Source organism: Enterobacter sp. E12, from assembly GCF_014596715.2.
Lineage (GTDB): Bacteria > Pseudomonadota > Gammaproteobacteria > Enterobacterales > Enterobacteriaceae > Enterobacter > Enterobacter bugandensis.
This window is the reverse complement of record NZ_CP115601.1, coordinates 255,648-272,386: the sequence shown is the minus strand read 5'-3', so window position 1 is coordinate 272,386 and position 16,739 is coordinate 255,648. Positions and strand designations below refer to the sequence as shown.

Genomic DNA, 16,739 nt, shown 5'->3' with positions numbered 1-16,739 from the left:
TATGCAACGGAGATCACACAAACGGGGGGTGGGGCGTAGGGGTTGGGAGGATGGAAAGAGGATGTCAAATAAGGAGACTGAGTCACGTTGAACCACCTTATGTATCCACGAGCACATCACCAAAAAGGATGGCAGATATGAATATCAAGACTGGCGCACGCGTTTTCGCATTGTCCGCCCTTGCAGCAATGATGGTTTCCGCCCCAGCGCTCGCCAAAATTGAAGAAGGCAAGCTGGTTATCTGGATTAACGGCGACAAGGGCTATAACGGCCTGGCCGAAGTGGGCAAAAAATTCGAGAAAGACACCGGTATCAAAGTCACCGTAGAGCACCCGGACAAACTGGAAGAGAAATTCCCACAGGTTGCAGCAACCGGCGACGGCCCTGACATCATCTTCTGGGCACACGACCGTTTCGGCGGTTACGCGCAGTCTGGCCTGCTGGCTGAAGTCACGCCAGACAAAGCTTTCCAGGACAAACTGTTCCCGTTCACCTGGGACGCCGTTCGCTATAACGGCAAGCTGATCGCCTACCCAATCGCGGTTGAAGCCCTGTCACTGATTTACAACAAAGACCTGGTGCCAAACCCACCAAAAACCTGGGAAGAGATCCCGAAACTGGATAAAGAGCTGAAGGCGAAAGGTAAATCCGCCCTGATGTTCAACCTGCAAGAGCCGTACTTCACCTGGCCGCTGATTGCTGCCGACGGCGGCTACGCGTTCAAGTTTGAAAACGGCAAATATGACGTGAAAGACGTGGGCGTGGACAACGCGGGCGCGAAAAAAGGCCTGACCTTCCTGGTTGACCTGATTAAGAACAAACACATGAACGCGGATACCGACTACTCCATCGCGGAAGCGGCGTTCAACAAAGGCGAAACCGCGATGACCATCAACGGTCCGTGGGCCTGGGCCAATATCGACAAGAGCAAAATCAACTACGGCGTGACCCTGCTGCCAACCTTCAACGGCAAGCCGTCTAAACCGTTCGTGGGCGTGCTGAGCGCGGGCATCAACGCCGCCAGCCCGAACAAAGAGCTGGCGAAAGAGTTCCTGGAAAACTACCTGCTGACCGATCAGGGTCTGGGTGAAGTGAACAAGGACAAACCGCTGGGCGCCGTGGCGCTGAAATCCTTCCAGGATCAGCTGGCAAAAGATCCACGCATCGCGGCAACCATGGATAACGCTCAGAAAGGCGAAATCATGCCGAACATCCCACAGATGGCCGCGTTCTGGTACGCCACCCGTACCGCCGTCATCAACGCTGCAAGCGGTCGCCAGACTGTCGATGCCGCGCTGAAGGATGCTCAGGGTCGTATTACTAAGTAAGAAGAAAAACGGCGGGTGGCGCGTGCGCTTACCCGCCCTACGACTACGGCACGATCCGTAGGTCAGGTAAGCGCAGCGCCACCTGACGAAAAGTTTCCACCGTTGTAGAGGAAGAACCCCATGGATGTCATTAAAAAGAAGCACTGGTGGCAAAGCGACGCGCTGAAGTGGTCAGCGATCGGTCTGCTGTGTCTGCTGGTGGGTTACCTTGTTGTTTTAATGTACGTACAAGGGGAATATCTGTTCGCCATCATGACGCTGATCTTAAGCTCTGCTGGCCTGTATATTTTCGCCAACCGTAAAGCCTATGCCTGGCGCTATGTCTACCCGGGCGTGGCCGGGATGGGGCTGTTTGTCCTGTTCCCGCTGATCTGCACCATCGCCATTGCGTTCACCAACTACAGCAGCACCAACCAGCTCGCGCAGGAGCGCGCCACTCAGGTGCTTCTGGATCGCTCTTATCAGGCGGGTAAAACCTTCAACTTCGGCCTGTATCCTGCAGGTAACGAGTGGAAGTTAGCGCTCACTGACGGTGAGAGCGGCAAAAACTATCTTTCCGACGCGTTCAAATTTGGCGGCGAGCAGAAGCTGGTCTTAAAAGAGGCCGCGGCCCTGCCGGAGGGTGAACGTGCGAACCTGCGTATCATTACCCAGAATCGCCAGGCGCTGACCCAGCTCACCGCCGTGCTGCCCGATGACAGCAAAGTGTCCATGAGCTCGCTGCGCCAGTTCTCCGGCACGCAGCCGCTATATACCCTGGCGGACGACGGCACACTGACCAACAACCAGAGCGGCGTGAAGTACCGTCCGAATAACGACATTGGTTTTTATCAGTCTGTAAATGCCGATGGCAAATGGGGTGATGACAAGCTCAGCCCTGGCTATACCGTCACCATCGGCTGGGACAACTTTACCCGCGTGTTTACCGACGAAGGTATCCAGAAACCGTTCTTCGCCATCTTCGTCTGGACGGTGGTCTTCTCGGTGCTGACGGTGATCCTGACCGTTGCCGTAGGCATGGTACTGGCCTGCCTCGTGCAGTGGGAGTCCCTGAAAGGCAAAGCGATTTACCGCGTGCTGCTGATTCTGCCTTACGCCGTACCGTCGTTTATCTCGATTCTGATTTTCAAAGGGCTGTTTAACCAGAGCTTCGGTGAAATCAACATGATGCTGAGCGCGCTGTTCGGTATCAAACCGGCATGGTTCAGCGACCCGACCACCGCCCGCTCGATGATTATCATCGTCAACACCTGGCTGGGCTATCCGTACATGATGATCCTGTGCATGGGGCTGCTGAAGGCGATTCCGGACGATCTGTATGAAGCCTCGGCGATGGACGGCGCGGGTCCGTTCCAGAACTTCTTTAAAATTACGCTGCCGCTGCTTATTAAGCCGCTGACGCCGCTGATGATTGCCAGCTTCGCCTTTAACTTTAACAACTTCGTGCTGATTCAGCTGTTGACCAACGGCGGCCCGGACCGTCTCGGCACCACCACGCCGGCAGGCTATACCGACCTGCTCGTGAGCTACACCTACCGTATCGCCTTTGAAGGCGGCGGCGGCCAGGACTTTGGTCTGGCGGCGGCGATTGCCACCCTGATCTTCCTGCTGGTTGGCGCACTGGCGATTGTGAACCTGAAAGCCACACGTATGAAATTTGACTAAGGAGGGCACTGAACATGGCAATGGTACAACCCAAATCTCAGAAGCTGCGCCTCCTCGCGACGCACTTAGGCCTGCTGATTTTCATCGCGGCCATCATGTTCCCGCTGCTGATGGTTATCGCCATCTCCCTGCGCTCGGGTAACTTTGCGACCGGGAGCCTGATCCCGGATGAAATCTCCTGGGAGCACTGGAAGCTCGCGCTGGGCTTCAGCGTGGAGCACGCCGATGGACGCGTCACCCCGCCGCCGTTCCCGGTGCTGCTGTGGCTGTGGAACTCGGTGAAGGTAGCAACCATCACCGCGATCGGCATCGTGACGCTCTCCACCACCTGTGCTTATGCCTTCGCCCGCATGCGTTTCCCGGGCAAAGCAACGATGCTGAAAGGCATGCTGATTTTCCAGATGTTCCCGGCGGTGCTGTCGCTGGTGGCGCTGTACGCCCTGTTTGACCGTCTGGGCCAGTACGTGCCGTTTATCGGCCTGAATACCCACGGCGGGGTGATCTTCGCCTATCTTGGCGGTATTGCCCTGCATGTGTGGACCATTAAAGGCTATTTCGAAACCATCGACGGCTCGCTGGAAGAGGCGGCGTCGCTGGATGGTGCTACCCCGTGGCAGGCGTTCCGTCTGGTGCTGCTGCCGCTGTCCGTGCCGATTCTGGCGGTGGTCTTTATTCTGTCGTTTATCGCGGCGATCACCGAAGTACCGGTCGCCTCACTGTTACTGCGCGATGTGAACAGCTACACCCTGGCCGTAGGTATGCAGCAATACCTCAACCCGCAAAACTACCTGTGGGGCGACTTTGCCGCGGCGGCCGTACTGTCTGCCATCCCGATTACCGTGGTGTTCCTGCTGGCCCAGCGCTGGCTGGTGAATGGCCTGACGGCGGGCGGCGTGAAAGGTTAAGTTTCATTTGTTATGCCACTGCAACCCTCAACTTTAGACGTATTGTATTGACCCAACTTGTGACTGTTGTTAGGCGGCCTCCGGGCCGCCATTTTTTTATTCCCGTTTCAGCCGCTTCGAGTTACACAGCCAGAGGGTGATCACCAGCAGCAGGATCGCCGCCGAGTAGATCAGCACGTCGAGCGGGGATTTATGATCGACGATGATCAGCCGCACAATGGCGGTGATGCCAATGTAAACAAAATAGCGTAGCGGGAAGTGAAAGCCGGACTGGAAGTACTTCACAATCAGGGCGATAAATTCAAAGTAGAGAAAGTAGACCACCAGGCCTTCCACCAGCGCATATTTGCTGGTTTGCTCAGGGGCGAACAGCACATCCGCCAGATGCACCGTCTCTTTGCCGAGAAAGACGACCAGGATCAGGCCAAGGCTTAGCAGACCGAGGTTCAGCACGGTCTGGAGTATCGTTGAGATGAACTCAACGCGCGGGCGAGTCAGGGATGTCATACAGCACCTCATTCTCCAGGGCGAGGTTCCTGTATAACGCAAAAATGTGACGGGGATCTATATTTTTTGTTTATGTTTGGCGCATTCGCCCGCTGGCGCTGCGCTTACCGGGCCTACAAAAACCGTAGGCCGGGCAAACGCAGTGCCGCCCGGCGTGAAGCATCAGCGGAAGTTAATGTTCTTATCGCTGGTCATGTCGTACAGCTGGAACTTACGCCCAAGCTGCTGACCACCGTCACGCGTCAGCGGCGTCCAGCCTACTGCCGCACGGCTGCGGGTCGGACCGGATGAGAAGAGATCCAGCGGAATCGACACGTAAACCCCTTTGGTGAAGTCCCCTTCCCCGTACTCGTCCGGCGAGACGTTGGTAATAGTGGCGTAGCCGCCCACCACGACGCCGCTGTCGAAGTGTTTGGAGATATCCAGCGTGCCGCCCTTGTCGCCCGCCAGATACTGGCCGACGCTGGCTTTCACCAGCACGTCCTGCGCGAACGAAGGCGTCCAGTAGGCGGTCAGGTGGCCGGTTTTGACGCTGTAGTCGGTGAACTTCATCATGTCCTGCGCGCTGCGCCAGTCACGCTGCTTAACGTAGTTGGCATCAATCCCGAAGGCCCAATTGCTGTCGACGGGACGATACAACACCTCCGCCCCCGCGCCGCCGAACATAGTCTCCAGGTAGCCTCCGTAAACCTGGCCGTAGAAGCCGTTGCCGAAGTACTGGAAGTAGTTGGCCTGCAGGTTATTCACGTAGACATCGTTCTGCACGTATTCACGCACGCGGGTACGCACGCGCGGCAGCTTCGAGTCGTTCGGCGGGTTCGTGTAGTTAAACTTGTCGTAGTTGTTCGCAATGTTGCCGAACAGGCTGCCGGTGGTCAGCAGGTGGTCGGTGACCCACAGATCCGCCGTCGCCATCGCACCCAGCTGATACATGTAGAAGTTTTCCGGCCCGCCGACGGACTGGTTCAGTACCGGATCGATATGGAAATCAAAGCGCGATTTATCGATATACCAGCCCTGCTCGGTGGTTTCCGGCACGATCGGCTCTACGCGTTTTTGCACCAGCTCGGTTTCATGCCCGAGCGGTTCGCCTTCAAGATGGCGCTTGAGGCTGGCGACATCGGTTTCGGTGGTGACCTGCGGCAGATTCAGGCGATTCTCCGTCACGCGGATCGTGCGGATCCCGTCCGGGAGATCGTTCATCACGATCCGGTTGGCGCGTTCGATCCCTTCCCGCGAGTCGCGGTATTTCACCTGCTCGCCGGTGACGTACAGCGTATCGCCTTTCACCTGAATTTTCGGATCGGCCAGACCGGCGTTGTATTTCAACAGCGTCAGCTGGTTTGCCACCACGGAGTGCTGCAGAATCGCATCCTGCGGCTCCGGCCGGTAGGCAGGCCGCGCGTTATCGTTGTAGTGCGGCCGCATGTCGTTGAAGTTGGTGCGCAGCGTGAAGCCAAACATCACCGTGTTGCCGCGCTCGTAGCTGAGGTTAACGTCGGCCCAGTCGGTGACGCGATAAATGGCGCCGACGTTAAACTTGCTCTTCTGCTCAATCTTCCCGGCGAAGTCCTGCGAGTAGTCGTTCCCTTCGTACTCCAGCTTCAGGCGCAGCGGCTGCCACGGCGTCTGGTATTCCACGCCACCGAACAGCGAGGCCGGGCCGTGGAACATCTGGTCGCCGTTGATGGAACCGGCTTTCTTGTAGCTGTTATCGCGGTAGCAGTATTTATCGCTGTAGGTACAGAACGGGTTTTTGACGTTGCCGCTGGTGCCGAGATAGCCCCAGCCAAGACCGAGAGAAAAATCAAACGGTCCCCAGGCCTTGCTGGCCACGATGTATTCCGCGTCGAACAGGCCGGTCCCGCCGATATCTTTTGCACCCACTGAGACCTGCGGCATCCAGTAGCTCTCTTCCCACAGGCGCAGTTTGACGTCGAAGGCTTTATCTTTGTAGGTCTGATCGCCGGAGAAGGCGTCGACGCTGCTGTACTGTTTCGTACGCACGTCGGTGTAGCGCAGCGTGGTTTCAAGCCACGGGAAAAGCTGTACGGAGGCGGAATAGTAGCGATACTGGTCGTTATCGCGGTAGTTCAGGCTAATTTCCCCTTCACGCGCCATGCGCGCGGTAGGCGTTTGCAGTAAACCGACGCCGCCGAAGTCTGACTGAGACGGGCCAACAGGTGCCGGATACGTTTCTGCATGGCAGGCGGCGCTTACGCAGAGCGCCAGCATGCTGTAGAGATAGGTTCTTTTCATTCTTCCGGTATCCGCTGTGTCAGGGAGTGAAGGATATCGGCGTTAAGCCCGTCATATGCCTTCGTCCAGAAATGGTCGGCAAAACCGACAAAAATGATGCTGCCCGGCATGGGTTCGATATGGCGTTTATTCCAGTACGCCACCGGCGCTTTTTGCGTATGCCCGTCTGGATAAATAATCCATGCGTAGCTGTTATCCGCGCCGCTCAGCAGGCTTTGTTCGTCGAGATAGCTCGCCACGTCGCGGCCGGGCGTAAAGGGCTTTTTACCGGGGCTGCTGATAAGCCCCATCACGGTCACCGTCGTCGGCTTCACCGGAAGCCAGAGGGTGTACTCCCCTTCAAGCGTGGGGTTGCCCTTTTCCGTGACGCGCACTTCATCTGGATCAAGATTAACTTTCTGGCGGCCTGTCACTTTCAGCGCCTGAAGCTGCTGGCGAACGCTGTTAATGGCCGCGGCATCGTCGCCGTCTTCCTGCTCCGCCAGGCTCGTCAGGCGGGCCAGCAGGGCACGGTGTTCCTGCTCCGCCTTAACCGTCGCCTGACGCTCGCCGATCACCGCTCCCGGCCACCAGCTGTTGGCAAGCCTTGGCTGCCCGACGAGATCGAGCAGATGCTCGGCGTTGGTTAAGGTTTTGGGTTTTTCACTGTCCGGCGTGTAGACCTTTACCGTTCCTGCAGACCACGCCAGCGGCGCGGCAAGGCTGGCGAGAAGCGCAGCGTGGATGAGCGTTTTCATGATTTCGCCGCCTTGATCAGGGTGGTTTTCACCGGGAAGAAACCGGCACCGAGATACTGCAAGGACTGACGGATCTGCCCATCCTCGTCGATCCAGAAGCGGTTATGCCAGGTGGCCTGGTCGGTGGTGACCTCTTCATCCAGCACGCGAACCTGCGTTTCGTCGCTGCCGACTTTCACGTTGTCCGTACCGTCCCAGCGGAAGGTGGAGCGGGCCGTGGCGTAGCGCACCTGCTTGTGCTCGGTCCAGCCCATCGTGCGCGTCCAGCTTGCGCCGTCGACGATCTGATTTGGCTTGATGAGCGGGTCTTCGGCGAGATTATTCACCTCGAGCAAGTTGTCGCCGCCGAGCAGCGTTTTCACGATTCGGGCATGCTGCGTGACGATGGTGGCCTGATCCTGCGTCACCCATTTCTGCTGCCCGTTTTCATCGAAAGCGAGCACCACAAACAGCTGCGGGCCATCGTTTAGCTGCATGTACTGGCTGGCGTACGGCATGTTCTGAAGTTCGTCATCGGTCAGATGAACGCCCGGCGTGCCGAACAGGCTTTCCCACAGTGAATGTCCCAGCCCTTTGGTGGTGGCTGAGCACGCCTGCAACAGCAGGCAAATCAGAATGATTGCAGGTCGCTTCACGACTCTTCTCCGAAGGGGCGAAATAACCACACCGAAGTGTGGTTATGATTAAAACACCCGGTATTACTGGGTGCTGGTTGTCGTAGTGGTCGTGGTTCCGGTATTGGAGCCATCACCGCCACCGGTTGCCGCCAGCGCGACACCCACGGCTGAACTTACGGTGCTGGTGCTGGCTGCGGTAGAACTTCCCGCAGACGCAGACGTCGCTGCCGACCCTGCTGCTTCCCCGACCTGGACCGGAGCTGCATAGACAGACGTCGCCGCAAGTGCAGATATGGCAAAAATGCCATACAGTACTTTCTTCATAACAATTTCCCTTCAATGAATGAATGGAGATTTGCCCGAAAAGAAATTCAGGCGGAATCGAGTATACACAACTACAGCAGAGGGTTTACCGTGGGGGGAAATAGGGGGATGGTTTTCGGACTAATGGATAAAACAGAAACAAAAAACAAATATTTGAAATAAATAATCGATAAAAATCAATAAATTATAATATAGCCTTATTATCTTAGCTCTACGTATTTTCTTAAAATAAACCGCAGCAATTAGCAGGTTAACCGCCTTTTTCAGATTAAACTCAGAGTCAGAATTTGAGTTAACTAACAGACATCAGGAATTATCCGATAAAAAAATGCCGGCATATCGCCGGCATTTTTCATGACATATTAATTACGCACGCCATGCTTTATAACGGTTAATCAAACCATTGGTGGAGCTGTCGTGGCTGTCGATGGCTTTATCGTCACCCAGCTCTGGCAGAATGCGGTTTGCCAGCTGTTTGCCCAGCTCAACGCCCCACTGGTCAAAGGTGAAGATGTTCAGGATCGCGCCCTGAGTGAAGATCTTGTGCTCGTACAGCGCAATCAGCGCGCCCAGGCTGAACGGGGTGATTTCGCGCAGCAGGATGGAGTTGGTTGGACGGTTGCCTTCGAACACTTTGAACGGCACAACGTGGTCCAGCGTGGCCGGATCTTTACCCTGGTCACGGTATTCCTGCTCAACCACTTCGCGGGATTTACCGAACGCCAGCGCTTCGGTCTGTGCGAAGAAGTTAGACAGCAGCTTCGGATGGTGGTCGGACAGCGGGTTGTGCGTGATCGCCGGGGCGATGAAATCGCACGGTACCATTTTGGTACCCTGGTGAATCAGCTGGTAGAACGCATGCTGGCCGTTGGTGCCCGGCTCGCCCCAGATGATCGGGCCAGTCTGGTAATCCACCGCGTTGCCGTTACGGTCAACGTACTTACCGTTGGATTCCATGTTGCCCTGCTGGAAGTAAGCCGCAAAACGGTGCATGTACTGGTCGTACGGCAGGATCGCTTCAGTTTCAGCGCCGAAGAAGTTGTTGTACCAGATACCGATCAGCGCCAGCAGCACCGGCAGGTTTTTCTCAGGCGCGGTGGTGGAGAAGTGTTTGTCCATCGCATGCGCGCCGGAGAGCAGCTCAACGAAGTTGTCAAAGCCCACGGACAGGATGATGGACAGACCGATTGCAGACCACAGAGAGTAGCGGCCGCCAACCCAGTCCCAGAACTCGAACATGTTCGCGGTGTCGATACCGAACTCGCCTACCGCTTTACCGTTGGTAGACAGCGCCGCGAAGTGTTTCGCCACGTGCTTTTCGTCGCCCGCGGTTTTCAGGAACCAGTCGCGCGCGCTGTGGGCGTTGGTCATGGTTTCCTGGGTGGTAAAGGTTTTAGACGCCACCAGGAACAGGGTGGTTTCCGGGTTCACGTTTTTCAGCACTTCGGCGATGTGGGTACCATCGACGTTAGAGACAAAGTGCATGTTGAGGTGGTTTTTGTACGGGCGCAGCGCTTCGGTCACCATGAACGGGCCGAGGTCAGAGCCGCCGATACCGATGTTCACCACGTCGGTGATTGCTTTGCCGGTGTAGCCTTTCCAACTGCCGGAGATGATCGCTTCAGAGAAGGTTTTCATCTTTTCCAGCACCGCGTTTACTTCCGGCATCACATCTTTGCCGTCAACGATGATTGGCGTATTGCTACGGTTGCGCAGCGCCACGTGAAGCACGGCACGGTCTTCGGTGCGGTTGATCTTCTCGCCGGAGAACATGGATTTGATGGCGTCGGCCAGCTCGGTCTCTTTCGCCAGATCCTGCAGTTTTGCCAGCGTCTCTTCGGTAATGCGGTTTTTAGAGAAATCCACCAGCATGAGGTCATCGAAGGTCGCGGAGAACTTAGTGAAACGATCGGCATCTTTCGCGAACAGATCCGCGATGGTGACGTCTTTCATTTCATCATAATGTTTCTGGAGTGCCTGCCAGGCAGCGGTCTGCGTTGGGTTGATGTTTTTCATTAGCAATACTCTTCTGATTTGAGAATTGTGACTGCGGTCGATTGTAGCGCCTGCAAATAAAAATTGTGATGGTTTTTATGCCATTGCCCTGGTCTGCATCAAACGCAGGTGAAAAGACCCGAAAAGTATAGCTGCTGTCGCGCCCTTCCGGCGTGGCGAAATGTCGGTCAAAAGGGGGTAAAAAGGAGCATAAAATATGGGCCTGTTATAAGTCCTGTTTCTCAGGGGTACCCCCCCATAAAAAATCCGCATAATCCCAGCATTGACAGGACCTCCCCCGCATTTTATTTATAGGGCCGTATTTTGCGCCTGCACCTGTTTTCGTTTCATTCTTGTGCCAAGGTCGCTTATTCATTCCCTGACACGAGGTTGTTATGACGAGTTTTGTGGTCGCCAAGTTTGGCGGCACCAGTGTGGCCGATTACGATGCCATGAACCGCAGCGCCGATGTGGTGCTGGCCGATCCGAATACCCGCCTGGTGGTGCTCTCTGCATCCGCCGGCGTGACGAACCTGCTGGTTTCTCTGTCTGAAGGACTGGAAGCGACAGAACGTTTCGTGAAGCTGGATGCACTGCGCAAAATTCAGTTCGACATTCTTGAACGTCTGCAAAACCCGAACGTGATCCGCGAAGAAGTGGAGCGTCTGCTGGAAAATATCACCACCCTGGCAGAAGCGGCGTCACTGGCAACCTCCACCGCCCTGACCGATGAACTGGTCAGCCACGGTGAATTGATGTCTACCCTGCTGTTCGTTGAAATTATGCGCGAGCGTAACGTTCAGGCGCAGTGGTTTGACGTGCGTAAAGTGATGCGCACCAGCGATCGTTTTGGGCGCGCTGAACCGGACGTTGAGATGCTGGCCGAGCTCACCAACCAGCAGCTGGCGCCGCGCCTGGCAGAAGGCATGGTGATCACCCAGGGCTTTATCGGCAGCGAAGCGAAAGGACGCACGACCACGCTTGGCCGTGGCGGCAGCGATTACACCGCCGCGCTGCTGGGCGAAGCCCTGCACGCAACGCGCGTGGATATCTGGACGGATGTGCCGGGTATTTACACCACCGATCCGCGCGTCGTTTCCGCGGCAAAACGTATTGATGTGATTGCCTTTGAAGAAGCGGCGGAAATGGCCACCTTCGGTGCAAAAGTGCTGCATCCGGCAACGCTGCTGCCCGCCGTGCGCAGCGATATTCCGGTCTTCGTTGGCTCCAGTAAAGATCCAAAAGCGGGCGGGACGCTGGTCTGCAAGAAAACCGAGAACCCGCCACTGTTCCGCGCGCTGGCCCTGCGCCGCCGCCAAACGCTGGTCACGCTGCACAGCCACAATATGCTGCACTCCCGCGGCTTCCTGGCGGAAGTGTTTGGCATCCTCGCGCGCCATAACATCTCTGTAGATTTGATTACCACCTCCGAGGTGAGCATTGCGCTGACGCTGGACACCACCGGCTCCACCTCCACCGGCGACACCCTGCTGACGCAGTCGCTGCTGATTGAGCTGTCTGAGCTGTGCCGCGTGGAGGTCGAAGAAGACCTGGCGCTGGTGGCCATCATCGGTAACAAGCTGTCTCGCGCCTGCGGCGTGGGCAAAGAGGTGTTCGGCGTGCTTGACCCGTTCAACATCCGCATGATCTGCTACGGTGCCTCCAGCTATAACCTTTGCTTCCTGGTCCCTGCCGATCAGGCCGAGCAGGTGGTGCAGAAACTTCATCAGAATTTGTTTGAATAAAATTCGTTAGCACGATAAACAATACCTATAAGCCGGGCACAGACCCGGCTTTTTCATAACTAAACAACACGACAATACTGCAAGGAATTCAATATGTTATCCGCTACCACCCGGCTGTTCCCGCTATGGGCGCTGCTGCTCTCCGTACTCGCGTATTACACCCCTACCACGTTCACGGGCATTGGTCCGTGGGTCACCACGCTGCTGATGCTGATTATGTTCGGCATGGGCGTGCACCTTAAAATCGACGATTTTAAACGCGTGCTGTCGCGCCCGGCGCCGGTGGCTGCAGGGATCTTCCTGCACTACCTGGTGATGCCGCTCGCGGCCTGGCTGCTGGCGATGGCCTTTAAGATGCCGCCCGATCTCTCCGCCGGGATGGTGCTGGTGGGCAGCGTCGCCAGCGGTACGGCATCTAACGTAATGATCTATCTGGCGAAAGGTGACGTGGCGCTCTCCGTGACCATCTCTTCGGTATCCACGCTGGTGGGCGTGATTGCCACACCGCTGTTAACCCGCCTGTACGTGGACGCGCATATTCAGGTGGACGTGATGGGCATGCTGCTCAGCATTCTGCAAATCGTGGTTATCCCGATTGCGCTGGGGCTGGTCATTCACCATCTGTTCCCACGCGTGGTGAAAGCGGTTGAGCCGTACCTGCCCGCGTTTTCGATGGTATGCATTCTGGCGATCATCAGCGCCGTGGTGGCCGGTTCCGCGTCGCACATTGCCTCGGTGGGCTTTGTGGTGATCGTCGCGGTGGTGCTGCACAACACCATCGGCCTGCTGGGCGGCTACTGGGGCGGGAAGCTGTTTGGCTTCGACGAATCCACCTGCCGCACGCTGGCGATCGAAGTGGGAATGCAGAATTCCGGCCTGGCGGCGGCGCTCGGAAAAATTTACTTCTCACCGCTGGCGGCCCTGCCGGGCGCGCTGTTCTCCGTCTGGCACAACCTGTCCGGCTCGCTGCTGGCGGGCTACTGGTCCGGTAAACCGATTGATGAACAACCGAAAAAAGATGCGCTGAAGCAGGGTTAATTGACGCGGCTTGCTTTACACTGGAGCCTCCCCATCAGGAGGCTTCAGCAATGGCTACACCACGATTGACCCAGAAAGACATGACGGAAGCCGAGCAGCGCGAACTGAAAACGCTTCTCGACCGCGCCCGCATCGCCCATGGCCGCACGCTGACGAACGCCGAAACCAATCAGGTTAAAAAAGAGTACATCGACAAGCTGATGGCGCAACGTGAGGCTGCGGCGAAAAAAGCCCGCAAGCTGAAAAAAGAGCAGGCTTATAAGCCGGATGCAGAGGCGACCTTTTCCTGGTCCGCCAATACATCAACCCGTGGAAGGCGCTAATCAGCGCCCTTTCTTTTTGCGACCCGGCTGGGTAAAGCGTTTTCCGTTACCCGGCTTGCCCCGCCCTTTCTCTTCCGCCTGCGGTGCCTTCACCACCGGACGTTTAATCGCCTGCGTTTTCGGTTTGGCTTTGGCTTTCGGCTTCGCTTCGGACGACGAGTTTTCGATAAGCTTGAACAGCTCGATCAGCTCGTCGTCCGTTAGGTCACGCCACTCGCCCAGCGGGATCCCGGAAAGGCTGACGTTCATGATGCGCGTGCGTTCCAGCTTCGTCACTTCATAACCAAAATACTCGCACATGCGGCGGATCTGGCGGTTTAAGCCCTGCACCAGGGTAATACGGAAGGCAAACGGCGCTTCTTTTTTGACCTTGCACTTCTTCGTGACGGTGCCCAGAATCGGCACGCCTGCGCCCATCCCGCGAATGAACTCGTCCGTCACCGGCTTGTTCACCGTCACGATGTACTCTTTCTCGTGGTCGTTACCGGCACGCAGAATTTTGTTCACCAGGTCGCCGTGGTTGGTAAGGAAAATCAGCCCCTGAGAGTCTTTATCCAGACGGCCAATCGGGAAGATACGGCTGCTGTGGTTCACGAAATCAACGATGTTGTCCCGCTCGCCGTCTTCCGTGGTGCTGACAATCCCAACCGGTTTGTTCAACGCGATAAACACCAGGTCTTCAGCATCACGCGGTTCGATGACCTGACCATTCACTTTAACCACATCGCCAGGCACCACCTGGTCGCCGATAGTGGCGCGCTTGCCGTTAAGAAACACGTTACCTTGTTCAATGTAACGGTCAGCCTCGCGACGTGAGCAGATACCGCTCTCGCTAATGTACTTGTTTAATCGGGTTGATTGAGTTGGCAGCATAGTTTCTCCTGTGAAGGGCGAAATATACCTTAGGTTTGGGCCGAAAAAAAAGATTAGCCGACGGTAACTGAGACGGGTTTTTTAGTTTGCGAGATGCTTTCAGGATTTAGCATCCTGTCATTTACCCATGTGTTCAAGCCTTTTAGTTTTGCTCTCCATGTAGAAGTGTTTGTAGTTTATAAATCACAGGGAGTAATATGAAGGAGATTGTTCAGACAGAATCCTTCCGACGCTGGGAGCAAAACTTAAAAGATCGACGAGCGAAGACCATTATCGCTTCCCGCCTCTTTCGGTTGGCAAATGGCTTAGCGGGCGACGTTAAACCCGTGGGAGAAGGTATAAGTGAGCTAAGGATCCACTTTGGTCCGGGCTACAGAATCTATTTTAAATACCAAAGCAATTGCATCATTGTGCTGTTATGTGGCGGTGACAAAAGCAGCCAGGACAGAGACATACTGATGGCAAAAATGCTGGGCAATGTATCCCAATGGCAGGAGTGAATGAGCATGCATAAATTAACACCTTACGATCCCGCCAACGCGTTGGTGGATGACGAGGAAATCGCCGTGTTTATCGCTGATGCACTAGAAACAGGCGACTCGACGTATATCGCTAAAGCCCTTGGTGTTGTCGCGCGAGCCAAAGGAATGTCGACCATTTCACAGCAAACCGGCTTATCACGTGAGCAGCTTTATCGTTCATTTAGTGATAAAGGAAACCCAACGCTCAAAACCACGCTCGCGGTCATGAAAGCATTGGGTTTTGGGTTAACACTCAAACACGCCGGGGATTAATACTCATCCCGCTCGTCGTCTTCATCCGGCTGTTCCATCACGCTATACGCCACTGCGCAGAACAGCGAGTTAAGACGCTTCATATCCCCCAGCAGCCCCAGGTGCAGGGAGCTGGTCTCGATGCTCTGCACGTTCTGCTGGTGCAGACGTTCAACGTGGGCGTGCGAGTAGCGACGGTTGAGAATGCGGAAACGATGCTTGTTGCGGCGCAGGCGGCGCGCGCTCGGTACGTCGCTGGAGAAGAAGACCGACATCGCCAGCTTCAGGTTGCTCACCAGCTTTTCGTGCAGCGCTTCCAGCTCCTTCAGCCCTTCCACGGAGAACGCCCGACGCGCGGCCAGGGATTTGTCCGCGATTTCGCTGCCCATACGCTCAACGATGTCCGAGGCCTGCTCAAGGTTAAGCGACATCTCAATGATTTCCGCCCAGCGGCGGGACTCCTCTTCCGCCAGTTCGTCCTGCGGGATACGCGCCAGATAGAGCTTGATGGCGGTATACAGCACGTTGATGTCGTCCGCCAGCCTGCGCAGCTCTTTTTCCTCGCGCGGCTCGCCGTGCATAACCTTTTTCAACCCTTCGAGCATGGTTTCCATCGCGTCGCCCATGCGCAGCGTTTCGCGGGCGGCGTTGGCGATGGCCAGTGCGGGGGTGTCCAGCACGGAGGTATCCAGATGCTTCGGCTTAAGGCGCGCATCCAGCTCCGGTTCATCACGGATAAGACGCTCGCAGAAGCGGGCCATCGGCGCGGCAAACGGCACCATCGCCAGGCAGCGCACCAGGTTATAGAAGACGTGGAAGTAGATCACCAGCTCCGCTTTCGGCAGCGGGAGGTTGTCCATCAGGTTTGCCAGCGGATGGACAAACGGCAGAATAATCAGGCTGCCCACCAGCTTAAACAGCAAACTCCCCAGCGCCACGCGACGGGCGGCAGCATTGGCCGCGCTGTTGTTAAGCATCGCCAGCAGGCCAGAGCCGAGGTTAGCGCCGATCACCAGACACAGCGCCACCGGGAAGGAGATCGCGCCCGCGGCGGTGAGCGTGGCCGTCAGCAGCACGGCGGCCAGGCTGGAGTAGCTGATGATGGCAAACACTGCCCCGATCAGCGCATCCAGCATGATGTCACCGGTCAGCGAGGCGAAGATGACCTGCACGCCGTTCGCCTGGGTGATAGGCGTCACCGCCTGCACAATCAGTTCCAGCGCCAGCAGAATCAGCCCGAGGCCAATGCCCACGCGGCCAAGCTGCCCGGCCCGGGTCTGCTTGCGGCCAAGGAAAAAGATCACACCGATGAAAATCAGCAGCGGCGACAGCCAGGAGAGATCGAACGTCAGGATACGCGCCATCAGCGCGGTACCGACGTCAGCACCCAGCACGATCACCAGCGCCGGGGCGAGCGCGACCAGATCCTGCGCCACGAACGAGGTGACGAGCATGGTGGTGGCATTGCTGCTTTGCACCAGCGCCGTGACGCCAATCCCCGCGCAGAAGGCGAGCGGCTTCTTCTCAACGCTGCCGCTGAGGACGGTACGTAAGCGCGCGCCGAACACGCGCATCACGCCGGTGCGGACAATATGGGTGCCCCATACGAGCAGTGCGACTGCCGAAAGCAGATGTAACAACGTCAGCACG

16 protein-coding genes are annotated in these 16,739 nt (G+C 56.6%); 8 read left to right on the top strand and 8 right to left on the bottom strand.

What is annotated here, in order from left to right; all coding sequences use genetic code 11:
- Window positions 1-137: 137 nt before the first annotated feature.
- The 3 genes from malE (at window position 138) to malG (ending at window position 3,898) form a co-directional block, all read left to right on the top strand.
- On the top strand, window positions 138-1,328 hold the full coding sequence (gene malE, locus IB212_RS01305; RefSeq protein ID WP_041911569.1) for a maltose/maltodextrin ABC transporter substrate-binding protein MalE: 1,191 nt from the start codon (window positions 138-140) through the stop codon (window positions 1,326-1,328).
- Between the two features lie 120 nt (window positions 1,329-1,448).
- Window positions 1,449-2,993, top strand: a complete 1,545-nt coding sequence (gene malF, locus IB212_RS01300) for a maltose ABC transporter permease MalF (RefSeq protein WP_041911570.1) — start codon at window positions 1,449-1,451, stop codon at window positions 2,991-2,993.
- Between the two features lie 14 nt (window positions 2,994-3,007).
- Entirely contained in the window at window positions 3,008-3,898 is an 891-nt protein-coding gene (gene malG / locus IB212_RS01295) for a maltose ABC transporter permease MalG (RefSeq protein WP_041911571.1), read from the top strand.
- A 96-nt stretch (window positions 3,899-3,994) separates the two neighbouring features.
- Here malG and psiE read toward each other — a convergent pair whose 3' ends face one another.
- The 6 genes from psiE to pgi all read right to left on the bottom strand — a co-directional run bounded on the left by psiE (window position 3,995) and on the right by pgi (window position 10,358).
- Window positions 3,995-4,405, bottom strand: a complete 411-nt coding sequence (gene psiE / locus IB212_RS01290) for a phosphate-starvation-inducible protein PsiE (protein WP_000202963.1) — start codon at window positions 4,403-4,405, stop codon at window positions 3,995-3,997.
- A gap of 162 nt (window positions 4,406-4,567) precedes the next feature.
- Window positions 4,568-6,664: a YjbH domain-containing protein gene (locus IB212_RS01285; protein ID WP_028015126.1), complete on the bottom strand. Its 2,097-nt coding sequence runs from the start codon at window positions 6,662-6,664 to the stop codon at window positions 4,568-4,570.
- Window positions 6,661-7,401, bottom strand: coding sequence for a capsule biosynthesis GfcC D2 domain-containing protein (locus IB212_RS01280; RefSeq protein ID WP_072201787.1), 741 nt, complete (start codon window positions 7,399-7,401; stop codon window positions 6,661-6,663). The genes IB212_RS01285 and IB212_RS01280 overlap by 4 nt, the downstream gene beginning before the upstream one ends.
- Complete coding sequence (locus tag IB212_RS01275; protein WP_041911573.1) at window positions 7,398-8,036, bottom strand: YjbF family lipoprotein; 639 nt, start codon at window positions 8,034-8,036, stop codon at window positions 7,398-7,400. The genes IB212_RS01280 and IB212_RS01275 overlap by 4 nt, the downstream gene beginning before the upstream one ends.
- Window positions 8,037-8,099: 63 nt before the next feature.
- Window positions 8,100-8,342 carry an exopolysaccharide production protein YjbE gene (gene yjbE / locus IB212_RS01270; RefSeq protein ID WP_013095034.1) on the bottom strand — a complete coding sequence of 81 codons (243 nt, stop codon included), beginning with the start codon at window positions 8,340-8,342 and terminating at the stop codon, window positions 8,100-8,102.
- Between the two features lie 366 nt (window positions 8,343-8,708).
- On the bottom strand, window positions 8,709-10,358 hold the full coding sequence (gene pgi, locus IB212_RS01265; protein ID WP_041911574.1) for a glucose-6-phosphate isomerase: 1,650 nt from the start codon (window positions 10,356-10,358) through the stop codon (window positions 8,709-8,711).
- Window positions 10,359-10,732: 374 nt separating this feature from the next.
- Here pgi and lysC point away from each other — a divergent pair, with 374 nt between their 5' ends.
- The 3 genes from lysC (at window position 10,733) to IB212_RS01250 (ending at window position 13,443) form a co-directional block, all read left to right on the top strand.
- On the top strand, window positions 10,733-12,082 hold the full coding sequence (lysC, locus tag IB212_RS01260) for a lysine-sensitive aspartokinase 3 (protein WP_041911575.1): 1,350 nt from the start codon (window positions 10,733-10,735) through the stop codon (window positions 12,080-12,082).
- Between the two features lie 93 nt (window positions 12,083-12,175).
- Window positions 12,176-13,120: a ketopantoate/pantoate/pantothenate transporter PanS gene (gene panS / locus IB212_RS01255; protein ID WP_041911576.1), complete on the top strand. Its 945-nt coding sequence runs from the start codon at window positions 12,176-12,178 to the stop codon at window positions 13,118-13,120.
- A 50-nt stretch (window positions 13,121-13,170) separates the two neighbouring features.
- Window positions 13,171-13,443, top strand: a complete 273-nt coding sequence (locus IB212_RS01250; RefSeq protein WP_003860346.1) for a DUF3811 domain-containing protein — start codon at window positions 13,171-13,173, stop codon at window positions 13,441-13,443.
- Here IB212_RS01250 and rluF read toward each other — a convergent pair whose 3' ends face one another.
- Window positions 13,444-14,316: a 23S rRNA pseudouridine(2604) synthase RluF gene (rluF, locus tag IB212_RS01245; protein ID WP_022646725.1), complete on the bottom strand. Its 873-nt coding sequence runs from the start codon at window positions 14,314-14,316 to the stop codon at window positions 13,444-13,446.
- 197 nt (window positions 14,317-14,513) lie between these two features.
- Between rluF and IB212_RS01240 the strand changes: the two genes are divergently transcribed.
- Entirely contained in the window at window positions 14,514-14,816 is a 303-nt protein-coding gene (locus IB212_RS01240) for a type II toxin-antitoxin system RelE/ParE family toxin (RefSeq protein WP_041911577.1), read from the top strand.
- 6 nt (window positions 14,817-14,822) lie between these two features.
- A complete protein-coding gene (locus IB212_RS01235) occupies window positions 14,823-15,110 on the top strand; it encodes an addiction module antidote protein (RefSeq protein WP_041912091.1) in 288 nt (95 codons plus the stop codon).
- Here the strand turns inward: IB212_RS01235 and IB212_RS01230 are convergent.
- Complete coding sequence (locus IB212_RS01230) at window positions 15,107-16,738, bottom strand: Na/Pi cotransporter family protein (protein WP_041911578.1); 1,632 nt, start codon at window positions 16,736-16,738, stop codon at window positions 15,107-15,109. The genes IB212_RS01235 and IB212_RS01230 overlap by 4 nt on opposite strands.
- Between the last annotated feature and the right edge of the window lies 1 nt (window position 16,739).